The following is an 11,830-nucleotide window of genomic DNA, read 5'->3' as shown; positions in this document are numbered from 1 at the left end:
CGGCGACCAGGCGTCGGCCACCCTCCAGGTGCGGCAGGTGACCTCGGTGGCCTACAGCCCCGACGGCCGGGTGCTGACCCTCGGCTTCGACGGCCGCGACCCCCGCCACTGGGATCTGGTCGAGGGCCGCTGGACCAGGCCGCCGCTCACCCCGCCCGTCCGGCTCGCCGTGGACGTCCAGCGCACTCACCTGTCGGTGCGCGACCCGCGCCGCACCACCCCGCAGCGGCTGAACCTGCCGAAGACCCGCGGGATGCGGATCGACGCGCTGACCGTCTCCTCCGACGGCAGGACCGTCGCGACGGCCGGCGACCGCTCCCGGTTCTGGGATCCGGCCGCGGGACGGATGCTGCCCGGCGGCTTCGCCCTCGGCTACCACCACACCGTCGCCCTGGCGATGGGCCCGCACCGCAACACCATCGCGATCGTCACCGCCGACCGCACCCTGCGCTTCTGGAGCCTGCGAACCCGTAAACCGGTCGGCCCGCCCCGCTCCGTCTCCGACGCCCCGCCGCTGCTCGCCTACAGCCCCGTCGACGACACCGTCGCCCTCGCCCAGGGCCGCGAACTCCGCTTCTTCGACGCCGCCGACGACCGTGTCCTCGGCTCCCCCCGCACCGAGAGCTCCGCCGATTTCACTGCCGTCGCCTTCTCCCCCGACGGCAGAACCGTCACCACCTCCGACGGCCAGACCGTCAAGATCTGGGACGCCCCCGTGATCACCCCCCCTGCCTAGCCATCCGCGCACCAGGTCCGCAGCCAACACCGAGGCGATGAGCGATCGCTTCTCAGGGTGTTTCGGTGACCGTCCCGTCTTTCACCTGCAGGGATCTTGTGGTCTTGACGGCTTCGAGCATTCGGCGGTCGTGGGTCACCAGGAGGAGGGTGCCCGGGTACTCGGCGAGGGCCGCCTCGAGCTGCTCGATCGCGGGCAGGTCGAGATGGTTGGTCGGCTCGTCCAGCACCAGCAGGTTGACGCCGCGGGCCTGGAGCAGCGCCAGCGCCGCCCTGGTCCGCTCGCCCGGCGAGAGCGTCGTGGCCGTCCTGAGCACATGGTCGGCCTTCAAGCCGAACTTGGCGAGCAGGGTGCGGACGTCACCGGGGTTGAGGTCGGGCGCGTTGCGCTGGAAGGCGTCGACCAGCGGCTCGTCGCCCTCGAACAGCCGTCGCGCCTGATCGACCTCGCCGACGACCACGCCGGGGCCGAGCGCCGCGGTCCCGGTGTCCAGCGGGAGCCGGCCGAGGAGCGCCGCCAGCAGCGTCGACTTGCCGGAACCGTTGGCCCCCGTGATCGCCACCTTCTCCGCCCAGCCGATCTCCAGGGTGACCGGGCCGAACCGGAAACCGCCGCGGCTGACGGACGCGTTCCTGAGTGTCGCGGTGACGGCCCCGGCCCGCGGCGCGGCCGCGATCTCCATCCGCAGCTCCCACTCCTTGCGCGGCTCGGCCACCTCGTCCAGCCGCTCGATCGCCTTCTCCGTCTGGCGCGCCTTCGCGGCCTGCTTCTCGGTGGACTCCGCGCGCAGCTTGCGGCCGATCTTGTCGTTGTCCTTGGCCTTGCGACGCGCGTTGCGGACGCCCGTCTCCATCCAGTTCCGCTGCATCTGCGCGCGGTCCTTCAGATCACCGAGCTTGTCCGCGTACTCCTCGTAGTCGTCGCGGGCGTGCTGCCGGGCGATCTCCCGTTCCCGCAGGTAGGCGTCGTAGCCGCCGCCGTACTGGTTGATCTGGTGCTGGTGGAGGTCCAGCTCGACGATCCGGTTGACGGTCCGCGCCAGGAACTCGCGGTCATGGCTGACCAGGACGGTCGCGGCGCGCAGCCCCTTCACGAACCGCTCCAGCCGGTCGAGGCCGTCGAGGTCGAGGTCGTTGGTGGGTTCGTCGAGCAGGAACACGTCATAGCGGCTCAGCAGCAGCGAAGCCAGGCCCGCCCGCGCCGCCTGGCCGCCGGACAGGGACGTCATCTCCTGGTCGAGGGAGATCCCCAGACCCAGGTCCGCGGCGGCCTCCTCGGCACGTTCGTCCAGGTCGGCGCCGCCGAGCGCCAGCCAGCGCTCCAGGGCCACGGAGTACTCGTCGTCGGCGCCCGGCTCGCCCGCCGAGAACCGTTCGGTGGCCTCGTCGAACCGGCGCTGCGCCTCGGTGACCCCCGTCCGGCGCGCCAGGAACCCCCGCACCGTCTCACCCGGCCGCCGGTCCGGCTCCTGCGGCAGATAACCCACCGCGGCCTCGGCCGGCGAGACCTGCACGGAGCCGTCCTCGGGGCCCAGCACCCCCGCGAGGGTCCGCAGCAGAGTCGATTTCCCGGCCCCGTTCGGCCCCACCAGCCCGATGACGTCACCAGGCGCCACCACCAGATCCAGCCCGTCGAACAGGGCCTTAGCCCCATACCCCGCCGCCAGCCCCTTGGTCACGATCGTCGCGCTCACCCACCCCACGCTACCGGCCCCGGGATCAGGCCGGACCGGACGCGCGGGCGGCTTCCGGGACGGGTCAGCCGGGGGACGGGCTGGCGGCGTCTTTGAGTTCGAGGTGGGGGGTGCCGGTGCCGTCGGCGGGGACGGACCACAGGTCGGAGCCGCCCTCGCGGGCCACCGCGTAGAGGAGGGTGTGGTCGTCGCGCCAGGTGAGCTGGTCGTCGATCGAGCGGGTCTCGGCCAGGGGGTGCTCGGTCAGCGTCGCCAGATCGAGGACGTAGGGCTGCCAGGGGCTGCCGGACGCGATCGGGCGGACGCGTTTCTTGAACGCGACGCGGGTGCCGTCCGGGGAGAGCGACGGGCACTCGACGTTCTGCTTCAGCACCGTCAGGGTGCGTGCGGCGACGCTGCCGCGGACCAGATGGGTGCGGCCGCGGGTGGCGAGGGTCGCGTAGAAGCGGTCGTCGTCGGCGAAGGTGACGCCCCAGATGTTGCGGTCCGGATTCTGTCCGACCCCTTGAATACGGTAGGTCTCCAGGTCGGTGGGCTGCCCGCCGCCGACGTTGACGAGGGAGGTCCGTGTGGTGAAATCCGCTCCGGCGTAGGAGTCGCCGGTCACGAACATCGTCCAGGCCGCCATCCGCCCGGACGGGCTGACGCGTGCCCGGCTCGGCGTCCCCGCGGTGTCGAAGACGCGGACCGGCCGCAGCTCCCGGTCCAGGATCTCGGCCTCGTAGCTGGGGATCAGCCCGCCTTTGTCGTGCAGGCACACGCCCGTCCCGGCGGCGGCGTAGAACCTCATGCACTGCCGCTCCCCGACCACCCGCCGCCCGTCCCGGACCGTCGCCACCCGGTTCCCCGCCGCCAGATCCCGGAACACGAACCCGTCCGCCCCGACGGCCTCCACCGCCACCCCCGCGGGCCGAGCCCGCACGACCACCCCCACCGCCACCGCACCCAACCCCAAAGCCACCACCACCAACACCACCCACCGCCACCCCATCCCCCAATTCTCCGCCCCCCTCACCCCGCCAACCCCCCACCGGTTTCCCGCGACGCGGCGTCCTGGCTCGCCACTGCGCGCTGGCCCGACGCAGCGTCCCGGCCCGACACGGCGCGCTGGGTCGACGCGGCCTGCTGGGGCGACGCGGTGGGGTGGGTGGGGTTGCGGGCTATGGTGCGGATTTCTTGGGTGGTGTGGCGGGCTTGGCGGATGGCGGCGAGGATCTCGGATTCGGGGTCGGGGGCGGTGCGGGCCTGGTCGAGGGAGCGGGCGACGGTGTGGAGGCCGGAGCCGAGGCGGTCGCGCAGGTGGAGGGCGAAGCGGGCGCGTTCCCTGGCGACCGTCGCGACGGCCAGGTCGTGGCGGGCGTCGGTGAGTTCGCGGTTGCGGCGGCTCAGCTCGAGCGCCAGCCAGTAGCCGAGCTGCGCGGCGATCGTGGAGGTGAACAGCAGGAACAGCAGCGGGAACCCGATGACGCTGCCCTCCCAGATCCCGGTCTTGATGACCGTCACCGCCGTGAACCAGGCCCCGGCGAACGCCGCGCCGACGAACATGATCCGGCCCGTCCGGCGGCCCAGCACCACCAGCCCGCAGGCCGCGACCGTCGCGAACTGGTCGTAGGGCGCCCACCCGAACAGGAACGGAACCAGCGCGCAGCAGACCTGGATCGCGAACAGCCGTCGCGGTCTCCGCACCGGTTTGCGCGCCGCGAACCGGAACAGGATCCCGTAGCTGGCGACCGTCGCCGCGACCACGATCGCGATCACCCAGCCGGGCGCGCCCGTCCAGAAGTGCGCGTCGAGCGGTGTGAGGCCGTCCAACGCCAGCACCATCCCGGCCGTCGGAGCGACGGCCTGCCAGCCCGAGGCGTCCCACCGGCGGACCCGCCGCTCGGGCACCCGCGCCGTCAACGTGAACCAGCCGTGCTCCTCGCGCGCCGTCAGCCGGCCGGAGCAGGCCGCCAGCCTGGTCCGCAGATTTCCCATCCCGGATCCGCCCGCCGTGCGGCGCGCCTGGCCGGGGGCGGGGTGGAGGCCGTCGTTGGCGACGGTGAGGCCGGTGGCGCGGACTTCGATCCGGCAGCGGTCGGCCTTGCTGTGCCGCAGGACGTTGGTGACGGCCTCCCGCAGCACGTAGGCGAGGGCCTGGTCGGCGTCCGGTGACGGCATCGCGGTGACGGTGACGTCGGCGTCGATTCCGGCCCAGCCCAGGACGGCGGCGGCCGCGTCCAGTTCGGCCTCCAGCGAGGTGAGCGGGGTGCCCTCCCCGACGGTCCTGACGTCGGCGATCGCCTGCTCGACCAGGCCGGTGGCCAGCTCCAGCTCCGCTTCGACGTCGCCCTTCCGCAGCGCCCGCAGCACCACCTCCAGCCTGATCACGATGACGGTCAGGCTGAAACCGAGCAGGTCGTGGACGTCGCGTCCGGCCCGGAGCCGTTCCTGGGCGACGCTGACCTCGGCGACGTCGCGCCGGGTCTCGAGGAGCCGGTGCGCGGTCCACGCGAACGTCGCGAACACGCAGACCTGGATCGCCAGCGAGGTGTTGTTGATCATCCAGTAGACGGCGTGCTCGGCCCGGCTCCTCCCGAAAGATCCTGCGGGCCAGCAGAGCAGGTCGATCGTGAGGGAGGTCAGCAGGAGCCCGCCGATCCAACCCCACCGTCGCGCCCCGCAGAACAGGACATAGGCGGCGGCGATCGGGTAGCCGGTGTTGGACTGCATCCGCAGGTCGGTCAGAACCGGCAGGTAGCAGAGCACGACGATCAGCGCGAAGAGCGCGCCCCGCCCGCGCATCCGCTCGAACCGCGGCAGCACCGCGACCGCGACGAGCGCCGGCAGCACCGCCAGACAGCCCACCCACACCAGATAGGCGACGGACAGCTTGTCCACCCCGGGCCGGGCGATGATCATGTTGCCGGCCGTCCCGAAGACCCCGAGGATCACCAGCTCCGCGACGACGATCCGCTCCGCGACCCTGGCCGCAGCTTCTTCCCCCACCAGCCAGATCCTAGGCCGACAGACCCCACCTCATCGCAACATTTACGACAAACGACTGAACGATCGTTCAATCCTGCTTGGAGGTATCGTTCATTCCATGGAGCCCATGCGTGAACGTCTGCTGTCCGCGGCCCTCCGGGTCCTGACCGAGAAGGGTCCTGCCGGCACCACGATCCGGGAGATCGCCAAGGCCGCCGGGGTCGCCGAAGGCAGCGTCTACACGCATTTCGAGGGCAAAGCGCAGCTCATCACCACGGTCTTCCTCGACCGGATGCCGAAGATCGAGCTGAAGGAAGCGATCAGCCGGCTGATCGGCTCGATGTCCGACGACGACCCGTCGGCCGGGCTCCGCGCGTTCGCCGTCGCCGCGATCGACGCCTACCGCGAGCTCGACGCGCTCGCCGGGATGCTGCACGGCGATCCGGAGACCGCCGCGCTGCTCCGCGCCGAACTGGCGGCCCGCAGGCTCGGGCCCGGGCTCGGCGTTCAGGCCGTCGCCGCCTACCTGCGGCTTCAGGAGGATCGCGGGCTGATCGTGCTGGCCATGGATCCGGCGCTGGTGACGGGCGCGCTGATGGGGGCGTGCCACGAGTACGCCTTCCAGTCGCTTTTCCATGAGGAGTCGCCGTTCGGGAAGGCCCCCGAGGCGTTCGCGGCGCAGCTCGTCGCGGGGCTGGTCCGGGTGCCCTGAGCCCTTGACCCCGACTGAACAAACGCTCATTCTTAGATGAGTGTTCGTTCATTACCGGGAGGGGCTGTCATGATCACCATCTTCGGGGCGTCGGGCCGGATCGGCGGGCAGGTCGTCCGTCAGGGGCTGGAAGCCGGCCACGAGATCACGGCCGTGGTGCGCGGCGAGCTCGCGCACGCCGCGCATCCCCGGCTGACGGTCGTCCGCGCCGACGTCATGGATCCGGCGGCGATCACCGCGGCCGTCGCGGGGGCGCAGGCCGTCATCTCGGCGCTCGGCCCGCCGAACGGCAGGCCCACGACCGTCCTGTCCGACGGGGTCCGCAGCATCATGACCGCGATGGAGAAGTCCGGGACGTCCCGGCTGCTCGTGGTCAGCGCGGACGGCGCGTTCCCCAGCCCGGCCGACGGGCCGCTCATGCGGACCGTCCTGCGGCCGCTGCTCCAGCGGATCCTGCGGAACGTGTTCACCGACACGCGCGCGATGGAGGAGCTGGTCCGCGCGTCGTCTCTCGACTGGACGATCGTCCGCCCGCCGCGTCTCACGAACGCCCCGCTCACCCGCGCCTACCGCCTCGCCGCCGACGGGCCGCTGCCCGGCGCCCGTTCCGTGCCGCGCGCGGACGTCGCCGACTGCCTGCTGGCGCTCGCGCCCGACCCTGCCTACCGCCGGGCCACGGTCACCGTCGCGACCTGATCAGGCGTAGGACGTCAGGAAGAGCGCTTCGGCGAGGGCCAGGTTCTCGATCTCGGACGGGTCGACGCTCTCGTTCGGCGCGTGGATCAGCGCCGCGGGCTCCTCCACTCCGATCAGCATGATCTCGGCCTGCGGGAACGTCTCCTGGAGGGCGTTGCACAGCGGGATCGAGCCGCCTTCCCCCTGGGTGGTGACCTTCTTGCCGTACGCCTCGGTGAGGGCGGCGGTCATCGCGGTGTAGGCGGGGCCGTCGGTGCGGGTCGCGAACGGCGCGCCGACCCCCTCGTCGGCCAGCTCGACCCGGACGTGCCACGGCGCCACGTCCCGCAGGTGGTTCATCAGCGCGTCCCTGGCGTCCTTCGGTTCGATGCCCGGCGGGACGCGCAAGTTGAGCCGGGCCCGCGCCTTCGGCTGGACGGCCGCCGCCGACCCGACCACGGGCGGGCAGTCGATCCCCAGGATCGTCACGGCGGGCCGCGCCCAGAGCATGTCGGAGACCGTCCCGGTGCCGGCGACCGACACCCCGTCGAGGATTCCGGCGTCGGCTCTGAACTGTTCGACCGGATACTGGACTCCGTCCCACCGCTGGTCGGCGGGGAGCCCCCGGATCGTGGTGTTGCCGGCGGCGTCCCGGAGCGTCCCCAGCATGTGGACGAGCGCGGCCAGTGCGTCCGGCGCCGCTCCGCCGACCGTCCCGGAGTGCATGGCGCTCTTCATCGACTCGACGGTCACCACCACGTTGGCCCGTCCGCGCAGGCTGGTCGTGAACGTCGGCACCCCCACCGCGAAGTTCCCGGTGTCGCCGATCACGATCGCGTCGGCCCGCAGCAGCTCGGGCCGGTCGTACAGCAGCCGCTCCAGACCGCCGGTCCCCTGCTCCTCCGACCCCTCCACCACGATCTTCACCCCGGCCCTGGTGCCGGCCAGCGCGGCCCGCAACGCCGTCAGATGCATGACGATGTTCCCCTTGCAGTCCGCAGCCCCCCGCCCGAACCACCGACCGTCACGCTCAGTGAGCACCCAGGGTGAGCTGTCCCACTCCTCATCCAGGGCGGGCTGCACGTCGTAATGCGCGTACAGCAGGACGGTCGGCGCCCCCGCCTCCCCCTCCCGGTACCCGATCACCGCATCGCTCCCGTCCGCGGTCCGGTACAGCCGGGACTCCACCCCCACCTCGCTGAAGGCTCCCGCCACCCACTCCGCGGCCCCCCGGCAAACCGCCTCGGGCACCACCCGCCCGTCCGCCACGGACGGCATGGCCACCAGCGCGGCCAGATCTTCCCGAGCCCGCCCCATCAACCCCGAAACCCGCCCCCGCACGGCCTCTCCCCCCATCTCCCCCACCCCACCCGACTACCCAGAGCAACCACCCCCGAATCCCCTCCCCCACCACCGCTGACCTCCCAGGGAACAGCCCAGGGCGACGTCCCCAAGACCACAACCCGTTGGCGTTCACCGCGCGGAGATCGTAGGATGCTCCGCGAGGGGGTCTCTAGCTCAATGGCAGAGCTCCGGACTTTTAATCCGTAGGTTGTGGGTTCGAATCCCACGGGACCCACCACCCTTCGAGCCCCTGGCCTTGGACTTCCTGTCCAGACCAGGGGCTCGCCCCGTTCCGCCACCCTCATGGAAGCCCGTAGGGAGCCAGCGCCGCCCGCGCCCTTGCCTCAGCACCAGGCGATCTTGGTCACGGTGCGGCGTTCGTCCCGCGCGGCGGATATATCGCCTGGTTCGGCGTGCACGCGACCGTCCCGCCCACGTGCTCCCACCACTCCGCCACCCAGTGGATGCCACGACGGCAGTGACGGCAGCGCGCCGTCACCATCGGTTCGACCTCCTCGGCCGTCTCCTCACTCACCACAGGTCGATCTCGCGCGCCCCCCAGCCAGCCGCCAACGAAACCTGGCTCGCCGTGTCCGCGCGGTCAGCGTCCGATGCCGCCCCGTGCCCGCCTCGGCCGGCGGTTGGGACCGGCGCGGGCAGCCCACCAGGTCGAGCGTCACCACAAGATCATTGGGGTTGGGATAAGTGAACCGCTGACCCGCCCGCGTCCACGCGTCGAACACCCCATGCTCGGCATCCCAACGGACCGCCACCCACCACACAGCCGCGACCACCTCGACCACCCGAGCCGGAGACTCGTGAGTGAACCGGGGCCACCCGCGCGACCGGGTCATCCTAGAGTTCTGCACACCGGACCTCCTGCGTCCGCAGGCCCCAGAACCCGCTGTTCGAACAGCGGCCGAGGCCGACCTTGTAAGGGAGCCGCAGCGACGGCGCTCGGGGGCTGGCCGGTCCGCCGCCGCGGCATAGAAGAAGAGGACGCGCCGGGCCGCGAGTCCGCAGCGCGCCCCCTCGTCTAGGTGCCGTCGGAGAGCTGCTTTTCGATGTGCGCCTGGGCGGCGAGCTGTGCGACCAGTTGCCCGGAGCGCCCGATTCCCATAGGCAGCGTGCGGGCCAGGCCCTCATCTACCTCGTCGGTGGACAGGATGCGACGGCGCGTGGCCATGACCGTTCCGGCGTCGGTGCGCCAGAACCGCCAATCCGGCCAGTCCTTGCCGAGGTCGACCAGCTCCTGATCTTCGATATCGGTCTGTGTCATGTGACCACCATGCCGACACGGCCCGCAGTCAGCCGATATCAAGGGTGGTATCTCACTGTGAGATATGTTCTCATCGTGAGATGGCTGCGACCCATGGCCCGCTGCACCTGGCCGTCGAGACCTGGCGCCATCCGCCGTCCGAACCGCGCTGCGGACCCGCGACATCGCCGCCCTGCTCCAGCTCGTCCAGCAGTACAGCGGCGCCAGCCAGGCGCGCATCGGAACCGCGATCAGCATGGGGCAGGGCCGTGTCAACGAGCTGATCAACGGCCGTCGCGAGATCTCCCAGCTCGACGTGTTCGAGCGGATCGCCAACGGCCTCACCATGCCCGACGACGCGCGTGCCCTCCTCGGCCTGGCCCCCGCACACGCCGCCACGTCCGGCGACCTGGCCGGGCACGCCGAGATCGGGCAGGTGTTCGCCCGCCAGGGCGATGCTGCGCACGAGCTCCAGGCCGCCGCCGCGCAGGCGAGCGAGATACGCATCCTCGCGGTACGCGGCCTCGGCCTACTCGCCCTCAATGACGCGCTGCTGCGCGGGCCGCTCCTGTCGCGCGCTACCCCGGCGAACGTCCAGGTTCTGCTCCTCGACCCCGACGCACCCATACTCCGAACCCGTGCCGAGGAAGTCGGCGAAGCCGCCGCGTCGTTCGCGGCCGGTATCCGGCTGGCCGTCGCCCGGCTCGGCGAGATGGCCGGTCACAGTCATGTGGACCTTGAGGTCCGGCTCTACGATTCGCTGCCCGTCTGGCGGATGATGTCGTTCGACGCGACGATGTACCTCGGCTCGTTCGGCCCTCATGCAGAGGGCCACCGATCGACGATCTACAAGCTGACGGCGGCGGCCGATGGCGTGCTCCACACGGGGCACCTTCGCCAGTTCGACGACCAGTGGCGGCGCGGCCGCCCGGCATAGAGAGGACCAGGCAGTGATCGAGGCAGAGCTGAAGGCCCACGTCCGCGACCCGGAAGACCTCCGCAAGCGGCTCGGCCTGCTCGCCACCCCGGAGCACTCCCTCTACTCCGACACCTACTACGACCTGCCCGGCCACCCCCTCACCGCCGAGGGCCGGGAGCTGCGGGTGCGGGTCGTCGAGACGGCCGGCCTTCGGCGGACGGTACTCACCTACAAGGAACCCGCGGTCGATGAGGCATCGCAGTCCAAGCCCGAACACGAGACCGTCGCCGCCGACCCGTCCGTCCTCGACACGGTGCTGACCGCGCTGGGCGCCGTCCACCTGGTGGCACTCACAAAAAACTGCGCGAACTACCGGTTCACCAGCCGGGGCCGCGACATGCTCGCGACCGTCGTGCAGGTGCCGGAGCTGGACGGGACGTTCATCGAGCTGGAGACGATGGCAGCCGACGACGACCTCGCGGCTGCGCTCGCAGACGTGCGGGCTGTCCTCGCCGAGCTCGGCATCGAACCAGGCGACCTGACGACGGAGCAGTACACCGAGGCCGTCGAGCAGGCCCGCGGCTAGAGTCGACGCGACCACCTCCTCGCGGCACCAGCCCCACATCTGCGAAGTCACCCCAGGCTCCGGCTGCGCCGAGGAGGGCTCCACGGTGATCTGGGCTCCCGAGACGGGCCTCTCGGAAGTCGACCATGCGCCCTTCCTCATGCTCGACTTCTCCGAGTGAGGCCACCAAGTCCAGCCACTCCGCGTCCGAGAGCCGATCTCTCCGCAGCAAAGCCAGATCCACTCGCGCACCAGCCCTTCGCCACGCCTGTGCACCTGACGATTTACCAAGCCCCCACCCTCAACGCACTCATCCTGCCGTGGGGGAGAACTCGTTTGCCGGGGGCTTGAGCGGGCTCGTCTCGAAGCGGTTCTGGCGTCGCTTCTCCTGGTTCTGGGCCAGCCTTGTCGGGAGGCTTGAGCGGGTTATTCGTCGGCCTTTTTGCTGTAGAGGGTGACCGTCACGGTGGTGGGGTTGATGAGGGTTCCGGGGCGGGGGGATTGGCGGACTACGGTCCAGTTGCGGTCCCAGAGGAGGAGGCGGTTCTGGCCGGTGGCGTCTTTTTCGGCCAGGTTGAAGATGCCGTGGGACTGGAGGAGGTTCTGGGCTTTCTGGTGGTTCTGGCCTATGACGTTCGGCATCTTGATCTTTTTGGCTGGGGGCTTGGGGGCTGGGGGCTTCGTGGTGGGTGGGGCTGCTGCTGGGGCGGTGCGGGCGGGCGGCGTCGCGGTGACGGTGACGGTTTTGGGGGCGGCGCGCGGGGTCGGCTTCTCGTCCGCGGACGAGCCGAGGACGAGGCCGGAGCAGCCGCCGACGACGGCGGCCACGAGGGCGATGACGGCGACCAGACCCGCGGGGACTCCGCGGCCGGGCGGCCGTGGCGGGGCGGGGCCGACCTGGGGCTGGCCGGGCTGGGGGTCCACGCGCGCTCCTGTGGGTCGACGGCTACGCAACATCGAC

At 71.3% G+C, this 11,830-nt stretch carries 12 protein-coding genes and 1 tRNA gene; 6 read left to right on the top strand and 7 right to left on the bottom strand.

Annotated elements, in window-relative coordinates; all coding sequences use genetic code 11:
* Nucleotides 1-736, top strand: a 736-nt coding sequence (locus ACYVE7_RS18990) for a WD40 repeat domain-containing protein (protein WP_460366270.1), incomplete at its 5' end; no start/stop codon positions are given.
* Between the two features lie 52 nt (nucleotides 737-788).
* Here ACYVE7_RS18990 and ACYVE7_RS18985 read toward each other — a convergent pair.
* The 3 genes from ACYVE7_RS18985 to ACYVE7_RS18975 form a co-directional block, all read right to left on the bottom strand.
* The gene (locus ACYVE7_RS18985) at nucleotides 789-2,429 is read right to left on the bottom strand and encodes an ABC-F family ATP-binding cassette domain-containing protein (RefSeq protein WP_460366268.1); all 1,641 of its coding nucleotides are present in this window, start codon (nucleotides 2,427-2,429) and stop codon (nucleotides 789-791) included.
* 64 nt (nucleotides 2,430-2,493) lie between these two features.
* Complete coding sequence (locus ACYVE7_RS18980; protein WP_460366266.1) at nucleotides 2,494-3,420, bottom strand: TolB-like translocation protein; 927 nt, start codon at nucleotides 3,418-3,420, stop codon at nucleotides 2,494-2,496.
* Between the two features lie 20 nt (nucleotides 3,421-3,440).
* Nucleotides 3,441-5,417 (bottom strand): sensor histidine kinase, encoded by a 1,977-nt coding sequence (locus ACYVE7_RS18975; protein WP_460366264.1) that lies wholly within the window; start codon nucleotides 5,415-5,417, stop codon nucleotides 3,441-3,443.
* 106 nt (nucleotides 5,418-5,523) lie between these two features.
* Here ACYVE7_RS18975 and ACYVE7_RS18970 point away from each other — a divergent pair, with 106 nt between their 5' ends.
* Complete coding sequence (locus tag ACYVE7_RS18970; protein WP_460366262.1) at nucleotides 5,524-6,108, top strand: TetR/AcrR family transcriptional regulator; 585 nt, start codon at nucleotides 5,524-5,526, stop codon at nucleotides 6,106-6,108.
* 69 nt (nucleotides 6,109-6,177) lie between these two features.
* Nucleotides 6,178-6,804: an NAD(P)-dependent oxidoreductase gene (locus ACYVE7_RS18965; RefSeq protein WP_460366260.1), complete on the top strand. Its 627-nt coding sequence runs from the start codon at nucleotides 6,178-6,180 to the stop codon at nucleotides 6,802-6,804.
* Here ACYVE7_RS18965 and ACYVE7_RS18960 read toward each other — a convergent pair whose 3' ends face one another.
* Complete coding sequence (locus tag ACYVE7_RS18960) at nucleotides 6,805-8,124, bottom strand: M20/M25/M40 family metallo-hydrolase (protein ID WP_460366258.1); 1,320 nt, start codon at nucleotides 8,122-8,124, stop codon at nucleotides 6,805-6,807. It lies immediately after the preceding gene.
* Nucleotides 8,125-8,290: 166 nt separating this feature from the next.
* On the opposite strand from ACYVE7_RS18960, the gene ACYVE7_RS18955 reads away from it, so the two are divergent.
* A tRNA-Lys gene (locus tag ACYVE7_RS18955) sits at nucleotides 8,291-8,365 on the top strand.
* Nucleotides 8,366-8,491: 126 nt separating this feature from the next.
* On the opposite strand, the gene ACYVE7_RS18950 is transcribed toward ACYVE7_RS18955, so the two are convergent.
* Both ACYVE7_RS18950 and ACYVE7_RS18945 read right to left on the bottom strand, forming a co-directional pair.
* Nucleotides 8,492-8,662 carry a hypothetical protein gene (locus ACYVE7_RS18950; RefSeq protein ID WP_460366256.1) on the bottom strand — a complete coding sequence of 57 codons (171 nt, stop codon included), beginning with the start codon at nucleotides 8,660-8,662 and terminating at the stop codon, nucleotides 8,492-8,494.
* 501 nt (nucleotides 8,663-9,163) lie between these two features.
* Complete coding sequence (locus tag ACYVE7_RS18945) at nucleotides 9,164-9,406, bottom strand: hypothetical protein (protein WP_460366254.1); 243 nt, start codon at nucleotides 9,404-9,406, stop codon at nucleotides 9,164-9,166.
* A 235-nt stretch (nucleotides 9,407-9,641) separates the two neighbouring features.
* On the opposite strand from ACYVE7_RS18945, the gene ACYVE7_RS18940 reads away from it, so the two are divergent.
* Nucleotides 9,642-10,322: a hypothetical protein gene (locus tag ACYVE7_RS18940; protein ID WP_460366252.1), complete on the top strand. Its 681-nt coding sequence runs from the start codon at nucleotides 9,642-9,644 to the stop codon at nucleotides 10,320-10,322.
* A 13-nt stretch (nucleotides 10,323-10,335) separates the two neighbouring features.
* On the top strand, nucleotides 10,336-10,890 hold the full coding sequence (locus ACYVE7_RS18935; protein ID WP_460366250.1) for a class IV adenylate cyclase: 555 nt from the start codon (nucleotides 10,336-10,338) through the stop codon (nucleotides 10,888-10,890).
* A gap of 405 nt (nucleotides 10,891-11,295) precedes the next feature.
* Here ACYVE7_RS18935 and ACYVE7_RS18930 read toward each other — a convergent pair whose 3' ends face one another.
* Nucleotides 11,296-11,793 (bottom strand): PASTA domain-containing protein, encoded by a 498-nt coding sequence (locus ACYVE7_RS18930; RefSeq protein WP_460366248.1) that lies wholly within the window; start codon nucleotides 11,791-11,793, stop codon nucleotides 11,296-11,298.
* Nucleotides 11,794-11,830 lie beyond the last annotated feature (37 nt).

The sequence above is a fragment of the Actinocorallia lasiicapitis genome (assembly GCF_054778695.1).
The sequence above is the reverse complement of the archived record's forward strand: the minus strand, read 5'-3'. Positions and strand labels throughout refer to the sequence as shown.

Excerpts from the sequence above, each read along its gene's own strand:
- ACYVE7_RS18945 (WP_460366254.1), bottom strand. The coding sequence starts at position 9,406 with ATGACACAGACCGATATCGAAGATCAGGAGCTGGTCGACCTCGGCAAG.
- ACYVE7_RS18965 (WP_460366260.1), top strand. The coding sequence starts at position 6,178 with ATGATCACCATCTTCGGGGCGTCGGGCCGGATCGGCGGGCAGGTCGTC.
- ACYVE7_RS18970 (WP_460366262.1), top strand. The coding sequence starts at position 5,524 with ATGCGTGAACGTCTGCTGTCCGCGGCCCTCCGGGTCCTGACCGAGAAG.
- ACYVE7_RS18980 (WP_460366266.1), bottom strand. The coding sequence starts at position 3,420 with ATGGGGTGGCGGTGGGTGGTGTTGGTGGTGGTGGCTTTGGGGTTGGGT.
- ACYVE7_RS18940 (WP_460366252.1), top strand. The coding sequence starts at position 9,642 with ATGGGGCAGGGCCGTGTCAACGAGCTGATCAACGGCCGTCGCGAGATC.